The organism is Paenibacillus algorifonticola, from assembly GCF_000971975.1.
Classification (GTDB): Bacteria; Bacillota; Bacilli; order Paenibacillales; family Paenibacillaceae; genus Pristimantibacillus; species Pristimantibacillus algorifonticola.
On record NZ_LAQO01000066.1, the window covers coordinates 1 to 17,830 of the forward strand.

Sequence of the window (17,830 nt, forward strand, 5' to 3'; positions counted from 1 at the left end):
ATGAAAAAACTCCCCTTACAGTAACAGGTTTTATTATTTCACCTGTCTACCGTATGGGGAGCATATCACAGTAGATTTTCTACTTGTGGGGCAGCCTCTTTATATTGTCCTAAATACCTTAAGATACTACCTGAAACCAAAACATTACCATCTACAAATGGATAGTGCCACTCTCTATAATACGAATATAAGAACACGGAGGGGAGCGGAACTTGAGTATGATACGGGCAGAGCTTGAGCAGCAAACAGCTGAGATGAAGATGAAGTCAATAAGTAAGGGGCGCTGGAATGTATTTCGAAATAATTACGATCTGTATTTGTTATTGATTCCTGGCTTGATATTTTTACTATTATTCAAATATGCACCGATGTATGGTATCATCATTGCCTTTCAGGATTTCAACATTTTTGATGGGTTTATCGGAAGCAAGTGGGTTGGGCTAGATCAATTCGAGAAGCTTATTCATTCGGAAGAGTTTTATCAGGTATTCAACAATACGCTGTTAATCAGTGTTTACAAAATAATTTTGCTCTTCCCAGTACCAATCATCATCGCTCTTTTACTGAATGAGGTGCGCATAGCTGTATTTAAGAAGACGATCCAGACGATTATATTTCTTCCGCATTTCTTGTCATGGGTCATTATTTCCGGGTTATTCATGAATATCCTTTCTCCGTCCGGTGGAGTGGTAAATCATGTAATCGAATGGCTGGGAGGGACGCCGATCTCCTTTTTCCTCGATAATCACTTTTTTCGAAGTGTTGTTGTTTTTACGGCAGGCTGGAAGGAATCCGGTTGGAATGCCATCATCTTTATTGCAGCGATTGCGGGAATTGAACAAGAGCAATATGAGGCAGCCTCCATAGATGGCGCCGGACGGATCAGACAGATGATTAACATTACACTTCCAGGTATACTGCCAACGATCATTCTAATCTTTATTTTGCGTCTAGGCTACTTACTCGAAGCTGGGACTGAACAAATATTAACGATGTATAATTCGGTCGTGTATACATCAGGCGATGTGATTGGTACCTTCGTATACCGCCAGGGACTAGGTCAGCAGGATTACAGCTTTAGCACGGCAGTAGGCTTATTCAACTCGGTTGTTGGTTTGATCTTGATCGTATCCGGTAATGAGCTTAGTAAAAAATTAATTAAACGAAGTATATGGTAGGTAAAGCTTATGGGGTTGGCTTTTCAACGAAAAACTCGGGGTGATGCTTACGATGCTAGTTTTTCTACAAAAAAACGCTAAGGAGGTATGAATATTGCATAAAAAAACGATAAGAGACCGATCCTTGGATCTATTTATCTACCTGTTTCTCCTTCTTATGGGAGTAGTAACCCTGCTGCCTATAGCCACTGTGCTGTCCAAAGCGGTGAGTGATGAATCGGCTGTCATTTCCGGCAAGGTGGGGATTTTCCCTGTAGGCTTTCAATTGCAAACGATGAAATACGTTATATCCTCCAGTCAATTTATTACTTCCATAGGTATTTCTATTCTGGTAATGATTGTAGGAACTGTGCTTGCGATTGCATTAACAGCCTTGACGGCCTATCCCTTATCGAAAAGATATTTGCCAGGCATTTCCTTCATTATGCTGCTGTTTGTATTCACAATGCTCTTTAATGGCGGGATTATTCCTAACTATCTGTTGATGAAGGAGCTTCACCTGATCAATAGTCTATGGTCCTTAATTCTTCCAGCTTTAATTAGCGTATTCAATATGCTAGTCATTAAAAGCTACTATGAATCACTTCCGGAATCATTAGAAGAGTCTGCCAAGATAGATGGAGCCAGCAACTTCACGATCTTGTTCCGTATCGTTATTCCTTTGAGTGGTCCCGTTCTGGCAACTATCGCTCTTTTTTATGCCGTATATTACTGGAACGATTATTTTAATCCGATGCTCTACATTAACGATGCAGGCTTAAAGCCACTGCAGTTGTACCTGCGCGACATTGTTATGGATGCAGATAGCTCCTCCGCTTTGAATAAGAGCGCCGACGATATGATGAATGCATCTCCGGAGGGTGTTCGCTCTGCGACGGTTATCGCTTCGATCATACCGATGCTTCTCGTCTATCCTTATTTGCAAAAGCACTTTGTCAAAGGCGTTCTGATTGGCTCTGTTAAAGGTTGAAAGGTTGATGACCCGAAATGCCTTACTTTATTGCATTAATACCCACTATGTGCACATCGTGGGTTTAATGATATAGTACAAAAATGAATAGGGAGGTCTACCCATGGCAATGAACTATAAAAAATGGATGATGGCAACACTCGCAGGAGGATTATTTGTAACATCTCTGGTCGCTTGCTCCTCTAACGGAACACCCAGCATAACCCCAGCTAGTAACCCATCAGCGGAGGACTCAAAAGCAACGACAGAACCCAAGTCTGAATTGAAAACACTCCAAATCTGGCAGAAGGATGATTATAATACGTATCCGGTAGCCCAATATTTGGAGCAGAAGACGGGTTATAAGGTTCAGTATGATATGCTGCCGCAAGACAAGCCCGAGGACAAGTTAAATATATTGATTGCTTCCGGTGAGCCTTATGATGCGATCACAATATTTGGAAGCACCGATTTCAAAGCGCTATACTCCGACTATGCCCAAAAAGGCGCCTTAATCGAATTGGGACCGTTGATCGACAAATTTGGACCCAACATTAAAGCAGTTATAGATCCTGAAGCTTTGGAAGCTGCCAAGGTGGATGGAAAGCTGTATGCGATCCCCACCAAAAGCATCTCGAATGTAAACACAAGCTTATATATTCGTCAAGACTGGCTTGAAAAGGTAAATATGAAGTCGCCTACTACATTAGATGAGCTTACAGCGGTTCTTAAAGCTTTCAAAGAGAAGGATCCTGGCGGTAATGGAGACAAAAATATACCTTTAACCGTAAAAGGCGAGGCCGCCTTCATTGATAATATTGCTGGGGCATTTGGAATTCCAAATTTCTGGAATGATGTGAACGGCAAGATGACACCGCGTATTTTAGACCCTGCGTACATCGAGTATGTGAATTATGTTTCCGACCTTTTCAAACAAGGACTGTTGGATAAAGAGTATGCAGCCAACAAAGATGCTACGGCTAAAGAAAAATTCACAAGTGGAAAAGCAGGCATGATCCTGTTGAACTGGTCTGACGTTCCCACTATTGCCGATGCTTTAACGAAAAATATTCCCACGGCGAAAGCGAGCTATATTTCGGCATTGAAAGGTAAGGATGGAAAAGCGGGACTTGCTGCATTCAGGGGCTTTGACCGACTTACCTTTATTCCTAAAGCTTCCAAGCATCCGGAAGATGCGATGAAGTGGATAAATGCTAAGCTTGAAAAAGAAACGTTTTTAAACATGACCATTGGTGAAGAAAATAAGCACTATACATTGAAGGATGGTACTTATACGCCTATTCAACCTATCTTTTCCGATGAGCGCAATGCGGCCAATAATTTCTTAACGGGCTCCGACGACACGAACTATCCGATCTACTGGCAGGCACGTGTTCGCAAAGATATGCGTTTGTTCGAAGCATGGGAATTTATGAACAAAAAAGAGCCAGCCAATACGAAAGTAGAAGATCCATTAGGTTTTGCTCCTTATCTGCCTGAATTCTCAAAAAGCTTTCAGCAATTGAACACAATGGTGGGGGATTATACGATGAAGCTGGTTTTCGGTGCTGAGCAATTGAGCGGTCTAGATGCTTTCATCGCCAAATTCAAATCCGAAGGCGGAGAAGCAAGCTATAATGAAGTGAATGATTGGTACGCTACGGCTAAGAAGTAACAAAGTAACACGATACAACAAAAATGAAGAGTGCGAGAAGGTACAACAACGTATCTTTCTCGCACTCTCGACTTTACCTAATTAAATGGAGAGGGGAATATATTATGGTAAAGAAAAAAGGCATCAAACAAATTGCAAGCGCATTCATTTTGATTGCTCTACTGTCGGGAATGTTCATAGATCAACGAAATTCCGTTCATGCCGCGGACTATACGGCCACAATAAATATCGATACGAATGTTGAATCGAGCTTAAGTGAAAACTTCGGGGGATATAATGGGGATTTTCAAACTTATGGCATCTTATACACGGATCAGACGGCCATCGATTTGGCAAATGGATTGAATGGTCGTGTGTTCCGTTTTCCCTCCGGGACGGATAGTGACTATTTTGACATGAGGAGAGGGGATGACGAAGACGAGTGGGTATCCCAATTTTTCGGGAAAATGCCCACATTCCATGCTGCCGTTAACGACGGGCAAATCTTGAGAGCCAAGCCTGACAAACATCAACTTCAGGATTGGAAATATTTTCTCGATCAAGTGCATGGAGAAACCATGATTATTATCAATGGATTCACCGATACGCCAGAAACGGCAATGGCGATTGCGAAATATTGCAAGGATAATCATATTAAGGTTAGCGCCTACGAGCTGAGCAACGAAGCTTTTTTATTCAGTAAATTTTTTCCGACTGCAACGGATTATGCGGATAAAATGAAACCGTATTATGATGCAATCAAATCGGTAGATTCGAAAGCACAGGTAAACGTCATGTTTTCTCAAGGTGAAAAACCCGAATGGGATAAAGAACTGGCTGCTTATCCAAACAAATATTGGGATGGCGTATCCTATCATTTTTATCGGGGCGGTGATCGCTATTCAACGTTCGACCAAGCGCGCAAAGACCTGAATTCCGCCTTGGCCGAGCGTACCAATTCGTATATTGATTCCTATTACCTTGCGAAAGGTAGACCTGATATGCCTGTAACGATAAGCGAGTTTAATACAACTCCTTCAACGATGACCAATTTGTCCACATCCGGAATGATAAAAACGCTTTATAATGGCATATTCGCCGCTGAATATACGACCAGATTGTCCAGCCATCCCAATGTGAAACGTGTGCTTCTACATGCAATGATGCAGTTTGGCACACAGCCCGCCAATAGCTATGCTGTCGCCATGCGAGATGCATATGAAAAAAAGACGACATTAGATACCACGGGTTACGATTTTGGTATTTATAAAAGCGGTGCTGCTTTAGGTTTGCAAATCACCTATGAAGCCATCAACAACAGCTCCCACTTATGGAAAACAACCACTTTGGGAGGGGCAGAGGTTAACAAGTATTCGGGCAGCAATATGCCTGCTTTATATTCGCAGGCATATAAGGGGAAAAATAATAAAAACTATGTCATGATCACAAACAAATCGGACAGTGCTCATACCGCAACAATCAACATAAACGGAGCTCCCGTAGCATCCAATATGACGAAAACGTATATCTCATCTACGGACCCTGAAATAAAAAATACACTGGCTGACCCTAATGCTATCACCATTCAAACGGAAGGTACACTCAATCCGGTAACGATTCCGCCATACAGCGTGATGAGAGTAGAATGGGATGCTTCTGGAGGACAACTGCCGCAGCCTACTCGTATTGTTCAATCTATTGTTGGTAATAGTCAGGTTGAGCTAACTTGGCTTGATTCACTGCTTGCAACAGGATATGTCGTGAAGTACGGGACGACAGCTGGCGTTTATACAAATACGATAGATGCAGGCCAGTCAAAGAACTATACCGTGACGGGCTTATCCAACGGGACAACCTATTACTTTGCGGTAAGTGCAAAGAACAATACAGGCTCAAGTGTTAATTCGAATGAAGTCGCTGCCAAGCTTGAAAAGCCAAGCGCTCCTTTGCTGGAAAGTCCGAAAGCAAAGGAAGGTTCCGTCGTACTTCATTGGAATAGTTCAACTCATGCTTCCGGATATTATGTGAAGCTTGGAACAGAATCCGGCAACTATACAACGGTTATAGATGTTGGCAATTCCATAGGCTACGAAGTGACCGGATTAACCAATGATACGGCCTATTATTTTAAGGTATCAGCGTATAACGGTATGGGAGAAGGATTAAACTCCAGTGAATATAGCGCGGTTCCGAGGGTGAATTTACCCTATTCCCCTCACACCGTTCAAGCAATAGCAACTGGAACGGGAGTTGATTTAACCTGGAGCCCTTCGTATTCGGAGCAGTTTTATGAAAACTTTGAACTTGGAGACGGCTTATGGACTGTATTAAACGGTGAATGGGGGATTGTTCATAGTACGGAAGGTGGTCTTGGCAGTACCAACGTGTACCGAAACAGCAATTTTTCCAGTTCTGGAATGAGCGTTGCTGGAGACAGCACTTGGAAAGACTATGTTGTTGAAGTTGGAATCGTAGCACCCGATTCCGTGACGGGTAACTATGGCGTGGCCGCAAGATATTTGGACAATAATAATTACTATTATGCATATTACGATTCTCAAGAGAAAAATTATAAAATTGTTAAGCGCTTTCAAGGGGCAGAGACGATTTTGGCTTCATCCGAGCAAATAACAGATCCTTATTTTATTCTTGGAGCAAATACGAATAACAAATTCAGATTTGAGGTATCGGGCAATAAGTTGACCCTGTATAGGGACGCAAATGTAATAGCTTCAGTGACAGATGGAAGTCAGCCCCTGCTTTCCGGAAAAATAGGTCTTTACACGAACAACCAGCAGGCCGATTTCGACCGTGTGTCCGTGAGGTTGGATAATGCGAGCGGTTATGCCATCAAAAGAAGTACGAGTCTAAGTGGCGTTTATACGACTGTAGCGAGCGGAGTAACAGGAAGTACCTACAAAGATACCAGCGCAAATCCGGCACTCCATAATTATTATGTCATTAAAGCGTTAAATGACAGCGGAGAGAGCACATATACTTCTCCGCTATCGATTGCTTATCCAATGGAACCGTTAATTAATATCGCGCCAAGCGCTATATTATCCGTTGATTCCACCAATGGTTCGTTCAGTGCGAATAAGGCGGTAGACGGAATAAAGAATGACAACGGCAGCAGATGGCTTTCTTTAAGCGGAGAGCCGCATTATTTTCAGATGGAATGGCCAACGGACAAATTGATCAGCAGTATTCAAGTTTGGAGCGGACTAATCGGAGGATATGGGTTCCAAATCAAAGATTATTCGATTCAGTATTGGGACGGAGAAGAGTGGAGGACAGCGGCTGCTGTTACCGATAATAAAAATGATGTGAATATTCGTTCCTACAACATACTGGAATTGGATAATCCGATTATTACCAAAAAATTAAGAATGAACATAACGAAAGCCTCTGGCGTAGCCGGTTATACGGATGCCAGATTGTTAGAAATCGAAGTGTTCGGTACGGATCGATATAAAAATATCGCGCCAAGCGCTGTGTTAACTGTTGATTCGACGAATGGTTCATTCAGTGCAAATAAGGCAGTAGATGGAATTAAAAATGACAATAGCAGCAAATGGCTTTCTTTAAGCGGCGAACCGCATTACTTTCAGATGGATTGGCCGGAGGATAAGTTAATTACAGGCATTAACGTCTGGAGTGGGCTGATCGGGGGCAACGGATTTCAAATCAAAGACTATACGATGGAGTATTGGGATGGGGCAAATTGGATAAATACAGCGACTGTGACCAATAGCACCTACGATGCCAACATTGGTTTGTACAATTCTCTGAAGTGGAGTACTCCTATTTCCACCAAGAAAATAAAAATGAATATAACGAAAGCCTCTGGCGCAGCGGGCTATACGGACGCAAGATTGTTGGAAATTGAGGTGATTGGAGCAGATTTACCCGCTACGACGGCGAATTTATCGCCTACACAGCCGGATGGACCCAATGGGCGGTACATGAATCCGGTTACCGTTACATTGTCCGCTCCGCATACATTATGGGGGGTTACACAGTCCGTATATAGTCTGGATAGTGGGAATACGTGGCTGGCATACGCTGGGCCGATCACGTTTGAGCAGGATGGACTCTACCCTATCAGTTATAGATCGGTGGATCATGAAGGCAATTTAGGGAGCATTCAGACGGTTTCATTCATCATCGAAAGGAATTCTAACACAGTGGCTCCTGTGACGACGGCGGCATTGTCTGGTGCTCCAAATGGCGAGGGCTGGTTTAAAGAAGATGTGACGGTTACCTTGACGATTGTGGATGAATCAGCGGGTGCGGTGGAGACCGAATACAGTATCAATGGTGGGACTACAGCTGCTTACGTGGCACCAATTGTCATTCAAAACGAAGGAACGAGTACGATTGGATATTTCTCTACAGATGCCGCAGGGAATGTGGAAGCGACGAAATCTTTGCAGGTGAAATTAGATAAAACAGCGCCGGAGGCTATATTAACGCAGTCGGGTCACAAAGTTGCGGATGTGGCATATGCGGATAAGCTGAGATTTGATTTGATCAGTACAGATGCACTCTCCGGTGTGGCAACTCAGACGTTGACTTTGGATGGCGCTGTGATTAACAGCGGTCAAACCATTGCTGCAGGTAGTCTAGCATTAGGTGCGCATACGGTGCGATACAGTGTAGTGGATGCAGCGGGCAATTTGGCGCAGTCGACACAAACATTCAACGTGAATGCGAACGTTACGTTCAGTCAAGCTACCCTTGCAGCTGACGTGGTATCGCTGAAGCCGGGTGAAACGACAGATACACACCTAACTGGGACATTAAGCAACGGAACGCCTGCTGATCTCAGTGGTGCAGTTGTTACCTATAACACAAGTGATGGAGCGGTAGTTACTGTGAATCCACAAGGTAAAGTTAGTGCTTTGGCAGAAGGTACTGCGCAAATTACAGCAACCGTCATGCTGAATGGAAAAACAGTACAAACCAATGCTGTGACTATTACGGTTCTGAAGCCGTTATCGGTTGGGGAGCCAGGTAAGCCAGTTTTGTCAGATAACAGTGGTCATGCAACTGGATTAAAAGATGGTAACTACACAGTCACAATGAACTTGTGGTGGGGGAATAACGGCTCTGTGTTCAAGCTGTACGAAAATGGCATACTGATTAGTACGCAAACATTGATAGATGCGTCTCCAGCTGCGCAAGTGGCTACAGTAGGTGTGGAAGGCAAAGAGAACGGCACCTACACATATACAAGTGAGCTTATTAATTCCTTCGGAACGACAACTAGCGATCCACTTATCGTCAAAATTACAGACGCATCGCCAGGTAAACCTGTGCTATCTCAAGATAATTGGGATGAAGATGGGAACTACAAGGTAACGATGAACATGTGGTGGGGCACCAATGCTTCCGAATATCGCCTATACGAAAATGGCCTACTGATCGAAACGAAGAGCTTGAATGCAGCGTCTCCAAATGCTCAAAGCGCCGTGACGACGATTGCTGGCAGAGCGATTGGTGAGTATGAGTACCGTAGTGAATGGGTCAATGCGGGTGGCGTTACCTCGAGTGATAAGATTACAGTGAAAGTAACGAAATAAGAGGTAACCTATCTCCTCGTAATGACAATCGACTATCGAAAAGGAATCATTTTAACTGATGAGCAGCCGTAGTGCTCCCAATGAATAATTCGCCTTGAATACGGATGTGCTCATAAGGAAGGGTAGGATTAGCGATACGCCATAACATCCGATCGGCTGCCCGGTATCCGGCTTCTCTGATCGACAGTAGAGGTCGGGTAAATAACGGCAGCTGCTCCGGTTGTTCATTCAGGATACCTATCAAGGAAATATCCTGAGGAATGTTAAGTTGGAGCTCGATGCATAGCTGGTATACGGTGGCAACCTCTCCACTGACTCCGCAGATGATAGCTGTGGGGGCATAGTGAATCAGCATATTACGCAGCTCTTCAAGCCACTCGGGATGAGTATTCCGCTGGCTAATCGAATGGACATCCGGATCAACCTCGATATGGAATTCATTCATAGCATGAAGGAAAGCCTGCCAGCGCAAAATAAAGCCTCGTTGGTAATGCGTATCACCCACATACATAATGCGGTGATGACCAATAGATCGCAGGTAGGCAACAGCTTGATAGGTGGCTTCATAGATGTCCCAAATTACACTGTCTACTTTGGTCCCGAGAGGAGGAAAGCTTAACAGAATCTTCGGAATCGATAGACGAAAAAGTGCAGGCTCCCATGCCTTGGGCATAATACTCGGGGCGATGAATAAGCCATCGGCAAATTCTAATCCGTGCTCTTCCAACCAGTCAGACATCTCGGTTTCCCGAATAGAAGTAGGGAGCATGCAGGTATCAATTTGATGGCCGAAGGAGGCGAATCGTTCATATAAGCCCTCAAATAATAGACGGTTGTAACTAACGGATTGTTCGGTTTGTACAAGTAAGAATCGCTTGCGTTCCATCTGATAGGAGATGATGCGTTCCGCCCTCAGGCTGCGAATCTGGTCTTTCGTGAAGTAACCTAGCTTTTCCGCCGTTTCGACAATAAGCTGCCGGGTTGTCTCAGACATGCCCGGTCTTCCTTTTAAAGCTTTATTGACCGTTTGTACGGATAGTCCTAGCTCCTTGGCAATAGTCTTTAATGTAATCGGCTTACGAATGGGCATGGAGTGTACCTCTATTTTTCTGGATTCATACACCTATCGTATCATGTTCTCATTATTGATTAAACTAAAATTAAACTTTATCATCGATTACTACCTTTTAGAATGGAGAAGACGGATTATTAGGGGGATGAAGAAACATGGAGCTTATAAATGATGAACGACGATGGTATGGAAAAAGCTGGTGTACACTGGGTGATAGTATTACAGCAGCTAATGGCTATCAACCCTTGGTAGGTGCGGTATTAGGCTTCTCCGTTATTACGAATGCGGGACAAAACGGATGCCCGCTTACTGCAGACGTTGACCAGGATTATGGCGCAACCGTGCATATAGGACGCAAGATGGAGCTCGGTTATGATTGTGTTACTATCTTTGCGGGTACCAATGATTTTCGTTTGAACAAGCCCATAGGACGGAAGGAAGATCGAGATATTCATACGTTCTATGGGGCATATATCGAATTAGTCGAGGATATTCTTACGAAAAATCCAGCATGCCTTCTGAACTTATGGACGCCTCTGCAGCGTGATAAGGACGGCTTTGACATACACTCTGTCAACCAGGCTGGCCATCGACTGATTGATTATGTCGAGGTCATTCAGGCCATAGGCCTTGAATATGCTCTGCCTGTGCTGAACTTATATGCTGAGAGTGGGTTCAACCGCTTCACACTTTCCATTCTCACTTCAGATCGTTTGCATCCTAATGAGCAGGGCCATGCGCGTATTGCTTCGATGGCAAGCAGCTTTTTGGCGCGACTCTAATTCCACACCTGGCGATCAGGTGCAATTAAGCAATCCAGCTACACCTGTCAATTTCGTAACTGGCGTTCAAGATTAGAAGCTAAAGGGGGTTGTCCTCAAGTAGATTACTCTACTTTTAGGACAGCCCCTTGTTTATGCGTCACTTCTACCCCAGCGGTTCTTTATTACGATAATGCTGAGGTGCGATGCCCTCGATCTTTTTAAACATCCGGCTGAAGTAAAAAGGATCTGGATATCCGACTTCACCTGCAATCTCCTGAACACTTTTATTTGTACTGCGCAGCAGGTATTTGGCACGTTGGGTTTTAAGCTGGTGGATGTAGTTGTGGATGTTCGTTCCAGCATATTTTTTAAACACCTGACAAAGATATTCGTATTTTCGATCCAGCAGCCGCTCTAGCGTTTCTTTGGAAATGTCCGAATCGTAAAAATTGTTCAAATGATTGACCAGCTTGCGGAATGTGAGGTATGAAGTGGGGAAAGCCGTATCCAAATCGCTTTGCTTCAAAAAATCACTCGCCATAAGCCGGAGTATTTCGCCAAGCAATAAGGTGGCATGAAAACGAAAATAGCCTTTGGGTTGTTTCATTGTCTCCACCAGATCTTCAAACAAGCCGAGCAGCTTATAACGCTGTAAGGAACGATACTGACGCGGGACGACAAGCAAATCCTCATGAAGGATATCCGTAGTTCTTAGCTCCGTCCGCTCGGCATGGACAATATTAAGCTCGGATGCCCGATCCAGCACGAATTCATTGAGGCAGGGATCACAGGAAAATTGCACCCAAAAAAATTGGCCCTGTTTTTCATGGGGATTCCATCCAGAATGTGTCTCCCAAGGCATCATAAGCAGCGACTCTCCAGCTTGTAAGCTCATACGCGCTTCACCAGTTTGTAGATGTACCGTTCCGTCGGCTATGACGATTAGCTCATAATGCGGATTGTGATGCTGGCCGAAGAAATGGGGACTGTTTGCATCGAAAAGATCCGCCCATTTGACGTCTAGCGTAGATAAACGAGAAAGAGAGTAGTACATGGCATGACATCCCCCGATGTTTATTCTTGTGAAAACAAAACTATGTACATGGCACTACAAAAGAAGCGCTCCTATACTAAAATCATCACTATTATATCAAATAACGGAGGTTCTCACATGAATACAAGTATTTTAAACGAACAAGATTACTATCGGATTGTTTACGGAGGATGGCTGGGGAAAAATATCGGGGGAACGCTTGGAGCACCCGTCGAAGGCGTGAAAGAGCTGCTTGAATTGACCTTTTATCCAGAGCTGCCAGATGGTCCACTAGAGAATGATGACTTGGACCTGCAATTGGTGTGGCTGCACGCCTTGGAGCAGTATGGTCCGGGATTGACCGCCCGCGAGCTTGGGCAAGAATGGTTGGAGCATATCTTTTTCCCGTTTGATGAATACGGTTATGCCCTGACGAATCTTCGAAGAGGTCTACATGCGCCGGTTGCAGGATGGTTCAACAATCCTTTCAACAACTGTATGGGCTCACCTATTCGTTCCGAAATTTGGGCAATGGCGGCACCCGGAGCGCCGGAAACTGCAGCTCACTATGCGTATCAGGATGCGATTGTAGACCATGCCGGAGGGGAAGGGGTATATGGTGAAATGTTTTTTGCCGCTTTGGAAAGCGCTATTTTCTTTGAGAAAGACCGGGATCGGTTGATCGAGATTGGAATGAGCTATATTCCTGAGGATTGCCGTACCGCCAAAGCGCTGAAAGATCTGCTCCGTTGGCATCAGGAAGGGAAGAGCTGGACTGAAACGCGCTTGCTCATTCTGGAGCACCATGGCAGCGACAACTTCACAGATGCTCCGCAAAATATTGCATTTACAATCCTTGGATGGTTGTATGGTACAGATTTTGAAGACGCCATTTTGAAAGCCGTCAACTGCGGTTACGATACGGATTGTACCGCAGCAACGCTAGGTGCGATACTGGGAATGCTGCTTGGACCGGAAGGCTTGCCTGCCAAATGGGTGAAGCCGGTTGGTGACCGAATCGTTGTCAGTCCTCCGATTAAGGGATTCCCTGCGCCTAAGAATTTGGATGAGCTGACCCGCCGCACGATCCTTATGGGCAAACAGATTCTTGCCGCATGGAATACCGGGATTATCGTGCATCCTGACCTTCCGACTTCTTGGAACCGATTGGTGGCTGCGGGAGAAGCGGATAAAACGATAAGGGAGCTTTGGGAGAGAAAGGTGACGTCCAATCTTTACTTGCTGCCGCAGGGAACGATAAACGGTCCGGACGCCGAGTTATTGATCGACTTCGGAACAGATGGCCCGGCCATCGGAGTGGGTCAAAGGAAGGTCCTGCAGTTTATGCTGACAAACCGTTCACTTACCCCAATACATGGAAAAATTGCTTTGGAGCTGCCTTCAGGATGGGAGGGGCCGACACCGCTTGAGATTAGCCTGCAGCCAGAAGAATCCTTCCAGTGGGACACGGAAATCTTGGCTGGGGCGGTAGCAGCCGCAAGCCATGAGCTTGCTTTTCGCTGGACGCGAACTCATGACAACGCGGTATGGGCCGTTCAGAAAGTGACTTTCGCATTAGTCAGCTCATCCAGATGGATCGTCTGGGGTCCAGATGGCGGAGCGGGAAAAGAAATGTATGTCCCAGGAAATCGAGTGGAGTGGGAGAAGGCTCTTGGGTTAAACTCTGCTCTATTGCCAGCAGACGGAGTTTACCGGGCGCAAACGACGCTCACTAACCCGATCGAACGGAAGCTTCGACTTATTGCAGCTGCGAATAGCCCTGTAACGTTGAAGTTGAACGGACAGATCGTGATTGAGTGCAATGAAACGTTGGAATTCATGCCGGCGTATCATCGTGCGCCTCAAGAACAATGGGTGGAGTTAACGTTGGAAGCCGGTAGCCATCAAATAGAAGTTGAAGCTCTCAGAAATGGCTGTCCTCCGGAGGTGTACGTCTTGCCGGTGGCGCTTAAGGATACAACATCACCTGGTCCTTACTATTACTATACGGATATTCTGCTCGGGTGAAATATGAGAAGATGCGCATCATGTGATGTGCAACTGTCCGGCCTGATCACGGAAGCGAACCAACAAGCATGGAGCTGGGAGGACTTAGTCCCCTATGTGCACCATGTCGGGACTTTCTCGACAGCCTGAGTTATTCAAGCCCCCTATAGGGGCTTGAATAACTCATTTTAAGTGACATTTTCTCAGACAATTATCACACATTGAGATAACTGGTGTTATTAGAATAAGGATACGTAAGAGATAGCTTGTTCTAGCAGAATGGACTCTTCTGTTTGGTACTCTCGGCTATTCGGATAGGGTGGTTGTATGCCTACTCGCTCCGCAGCATTGAAAAACAAACGATAAATACGCTCATCATTAGAGGCTCTATCATAATAACCATTTGTAAAAAAGGTGTGGCGATAAATACCAATAAAACGAAGAAGCAGGCTGCTCCAGCTGCTCCAGTCGAGCGGTTTCTCGGAGCTGCTAATAAATAATTCGCTCCAACCGTAACCCAAATTACTTGTAATTCGAAGACGAACTCGAAAACCAGAGGAACCAGCTTCAAAAGCGGGGATGACAAAAACCTCAATTCTTTTAATACTCATAGTAGAAAGCTGTTCATCCAAAGAAGGTAAAGGGACTGCAGATTGTGTCAACATAAATAAAACCTCTCCTCTTTTCGCTTACGAGGTTAGCTGACGGATTCGGACTAGAGAGCTGCCCTACCGGAGGCTTAAGCTCCGGATTCACCCCATGCGAACGTACAATGTTGCCGCTCGCTTTGGTTCCCCCGCTTTTTCTTCGAAAAATTCAGCGATAATCGTTTGCCTTAGTCGGCTTGCCGTCTATAATAAACCTGCAGCCATCTTTTGTAAAACATAGGTTTTTGGGGATTTGACGCCATATTGTCATTTATAAAGTAATACGATCATTTCATGCATTAAAAAAGGTTTATTCTTCGAAAATCTTGCTGATTCTCACTAATCCTCTTATTTAAAGAAGTCAGATTATTTGATTAATATTTCAGTAGTGTGGCCTTTGTCATCTTTTTTGAAAACGAGAGATAAACAGCGAAATAGTGAGAGAAATCGAAAAATAAATCTATGGAAGCGTCGACATTGAATCATTATTGTCTATATTTACTTGATTTGACCTGTGAGATCTCTTTACAGCAGGTTTAGCGAGGAGTAAGATTCGATACAGGATTTACTAATAAGTTTCGGGGGAACCAAATGTTAGGCAGTGCACATGTTCGATGTGAGAGTCGGATGGCTGCATTGCAGGGGTGAATCTTTGTCCTGGCACCATGGATGCTAGACAAGGTAGGGCGGCTCTCACCGCCCGAATCCGTCAGCTAACCTCGTAAGCGTGGATCGAGAGAGGAATTTCTAATCATTGTAAATATTCCTTTGGTTTCGAAGGATGAAAAGGGGATTCCCATGATACGTTCACTAGCGTTGCATTAAAGTTTCCTGCCGAATCTACATGCTCAAGCAAGCCGATCCTAAACTGCCGAGTCCCGCAAGACCAAAGCCGGCATCTACTTGGATTATCAAATTAATCTTCCAATAAATTTATTTCGGGGAATGAAGATAGGTGTGAAAAATCCCCAATAAAATTAAAATATGTTCTTCATGCAAAGGATCCACTAATCTAAAATCCGCTTTTAAAGGGATTGTTAATGTTTCCTTCCATTCAGCAACAACTACTCCGTCTAAAGAAATATCCCCCCAACCAATTAAAGGTTTGTTTAAATAGTAAGTTTTCCCTTCGAATTCAAAGCTTGTCTTTTCCCCTATATCAAATCGCTTCTTATCTATTAAATGGATTTGTAATGTTCCACTATCAGTAAAATAGTTAATAACATACTGTCGTTTTTTAAAAAGATTCCTTACTTGTATAGCTTCAAATTTCAAGTTGCCTTCAGCATTAAAAACTTTGTAGTCGGTAAAAAGACCCTCCATGAAAATATCAATGATCCTCATGATTAGGTTTGGATACGTTCTTTTAATACGACCAACAACTCGTCCATCTTCACCGCGAATCTCGGCTTCTTTTGTAGAGTAACGATTATACAATCTGTACGTATACATTCTAGATCAGTTCCTTTTAAATAATAATTTCACTTAACTTATTGTTCTTTATCAGCGCCTTTTTCTTCGGTCCAAAAACAACTTCGCAACAAGAAGAATTTAAAACATTGATTTCAACAATTTTTTTTATTAATTATGAAGGAACGATGAGAGCGAATAAGATCAGATGTCAACAATTTATGTAAGTATACTAAAAGCCTTTACTCGTTATCTAAATTTACAGACATAAAGTTCGTCACGATTTAATGCAACGCTAGTGATTTCCGTTATTTTATCAAGTATCACAGCAGTTATTTTATGGAATAATCTTCTAAAAACTAGAAAAGCTGATGTTTTCTGCACAGGACATCGGGTTGTATACATTAATCTATTTAAACCAGCCCTTGCGCCATAACCAGAATATCATGATAGACCCAACTACTAACATAACCCCTAATACCCCAAAATAACCCCAACGCCAAGTAAGTTCAGGCATATACCCAAAATTCATTCCATAAATGCTCGCAATGAAGGTTAATGGAATAAATATGGATGTCATAACGGTTAGTGTCTTCATTATCTTATTCATTCTATTTGAATTTATTGAAATGTAGCTGTCCCTCATATCTGCGGTCATTTCTCGATTAGATTCAATCATTTCGGAAAGCTTCAGCAAATGGTCGTAAATATCGGTAAAGTAAACTAATTGTTCTTTTATTCCATCAATTTTTTCAGAATTAATTATTCGGTAAAGAAGCTCCCTCATAGGTAAAACGGTTTTTCTGAGTTTGAGCAAATCAGAGCGGATATCGAAAATGGTATCCATTAATTTTTCAACGCTTTCATTTTTAACATTGTCTTCAATTTCATTTAATTGGTCTTCTATTTGATACAAAGTCGGAAAGTAATTGTCAACCAATTTGTCCATGATTGAATAAGCAACATAAATATGACCTTTCTCTGATAAACTTTTATGTTCAATTATGCGGCTCCAAGCTTCATCAACCTCTCTGCTATTGGATAAATGGAATGAAACCACGAAATTTATGCCTATAAACAAATCAATTTCTTCAGCTTGCAAAGTTTTTTGGTTAATGGAGTGCAGTACAAAAAAGTGGTCATCATCATAATGGTCTAATTTTGGACGCTGTAAAAAGTGGAGACAATCTTCAATAGCTAAGGGATGGAAATGGAAAAAAGTTTCCAATAACTTTGTTTCTTCTTCTGTTGGACAATTAAAATCAACCCAAAACCATTTAATGTTTGAATCAGTAAGGCCAGGTATGGAAATATCCGTAATCACTTTCAAGTCATTGGTTACAGCAATTGTTCGAAGCACAATACACCATCCTCATGTGAAATCCTGATTAAGGATATTATAGCATTTTCCATTTTATTTTTCCCGCTCTCGTCGTGCAGCTGAAGTAGTCCATCCTTCCTTATTGAGCTCCCTCGGTAAAATGTAGTTTTCTCACGAATGCTCGCTTATTCGCAGGATCTCTCCAATAGA

Annotated in this window: 11 protein-coding genes, 1 pseudogene and 2 riboswitches; of the genes and pseudogenes, 7 read left to right on the top strand and 5 right to left on the bottom strand. The window is 43.4% G+C overall.

Annotated elements, in window-relative coordinates; translation table 11 throughout:
• The first annotated feature begins 254 nt into the window (after positions 1-254).
• From WH37_RS32535 to WH37_RS37680, 5 genes and pseudogenes are all read left to right on the top strand, one after another.
• Positions 255-1,178: an ABC transporter permease gene (locus WH37_RS32535; RefSeq protein ID WP_046234835.1), complete on the top strand. Its 924-nt coding sequence runs from the start codon at positions 255-257 to the stop codon at positions 1,176-1,178.
• Positions 1,179-1,272: 94 nt separating this feature from the next.
• The gene (locus WH37_RS32540; RefSeq protein ID WP_046234828.1) at positions 1,273-2,148 is read left to right on the top strand and encodes a carbohydrate ABC transporter permease; all 876 of its coding nucleotides are present in this window, start codon (positions 1,273-1,275) and stop codon (positions 2,146-2,148) included.
• 109 nt (positions 2,149-2,257) lie between these two features.
• Complete coding sequence (locus tag WH37_RS32545; protein ID WP_046234836.1) at positions 2,258-3,802, top strand: extracellular solute-binding protein; 1,545 nt, start codon at positions 2,258-2,260, stop codon at positions 3,800-3,802.
• Positions 3,803-5,415: 1,613 nt separating this feature from the next.
• Positions 5,416-7,938 (top strand): annotated as a pseudogene (locus WH37_RS37675) (galactose-binding domain-containing protein); the annotation flags it as partial.
• A gap of 96 nt (positions 7,939-8,034) precedes the next feature.
• Positions 8,035-9,366 carry an Ig-like domain-containing protein gene (locus tag WH37_RS37680; RefSeq protein WP_462498419.1) on the top strand — a complete coding sequence of 444 codons (1,332 nt, stop codon included), beginning with the start codon at positions 8,035-8,037 and terminating at the stop codon, positions 9,364-9,366.
• A gap of 46 nt (positions 9,367-9,412) precedes the next feature.
• Here the strand turns inward: WH37_RS37680 and WH37_RS32555 are convergent, their stop codons facing one another.
• Positions 9,413-10,456, bottom strand: coding sequence for a LacI family DNA-binding transcriptional regulator (locus tag WH37_RS32555; protein WP_046234829.1), 1,044 nt, complete (start codon positions 10,454-10,456; stop codon positions 9,413-9,415).
• A gap of 137 nt (positions 10,457-10,593) precedes the next feature.
• On the opposite strand from WH37_RS32555, the gene WH37_RS32560 reads away from it, so the two are divergent.
• Positions 10,594-11,220, top strand: coding sequence for an SGNH/GDSL hydrolase family protein (locus WH37_RS32560; RefSeq protein WP_046234830.1), 627 nt, complete (start codon positions 10,594-10,596; stop codon positions 11,218-11,220).
• A gap of 145 nt (positions 11,221-11,365) precedes the next feature.
• Here WH37_RS32560 and WH37_RS32565 read toward each other — a convergent pair whose 3' ends face one another.
• Positions 11,366-12,256, bottom strand: coding sequence for an AraC family transcriptional regulator (locus WH37_RS32565; protein WP_046234831.1), 891 nt, complete (start codon positions 12,254-12,256; stop codon positions 11,366-11,368).
• Between the two features lie 117 nt (positions 12,257-12,373).
• Here WH37_RS32565 and WH37_RS34105 point away from each other — a divergent pair, with 117 nt between their 5' ends.
• Complete coding sequence (locus tag WH37_RS34105; protein WP_052737421.1) at positions 12,374-14,263, top strand: ADP-ribosylglycohydrolase family protein; 1,890 nt, start codon at positions 12,374-12,376, stop codon at positions 14,261-14,263.
• A gap of 218 nt (positions 14,264-14,481) precedes the next feature.
• Here WH37_RS34105 and WH37_RS32575 read toward each other — a convergent pair whose 3' ends face one another.
• The 3 genes from WH37_RS32575 to corA form a co-directional block, all read right to left on the bottom strand.
• On the bottom strand, positions 14,482-14,907 hold the full coding sequence (locus tag WH37_RS32575) for a hypothetical protein (RefSeq protein ID WP_046234832.1): 426 nt from the start codon (positions 14,905-14,907) through the stop codon (positions 14,482-14,484).
• Positions 14,908-14,913: 6 nt separating this feature from the next.
• Positions 14,914-15,074: riboswitch (cyclic di-AMP (ydaO/yuaA leader) on the bottom strand.
• Between the two features lie 371 nt (positions 15,075-15,445).
• Positions 15,446-15,633: riboswitch (cyclic di-AMP (ydaO/yuaA leader) on the top strand.
• Positions 15,634-15,822: 189 nt separating this feature from the next.
• On the bottom strand, positions 15,823-16,341 hold the full coding sequence (locus tag WH37_RS32580; protein WP_046234833.1) for a tubby C-terminal domain-like protein: 519 nt from the start codon (positions 16,339-16,341) through the stop codon (positions 15,823-15,825).
• A gap of 367 nt (positions 16,342-16,708) precedes the next feature.
• Complete coding sequence (gene corA, locus WH37_RS32585) at positions 16,709-17,659, bottom strand: magnesium/cobalt transporter CorA (RefSeq protein WP_046234834.1); 951 nt, start codon at positions 17,657-17,659, stop codon at positions 16,709-16,711.
• Between the last annotated feature and the right edge of the window lie 171 nt (positions 17,660-17,830).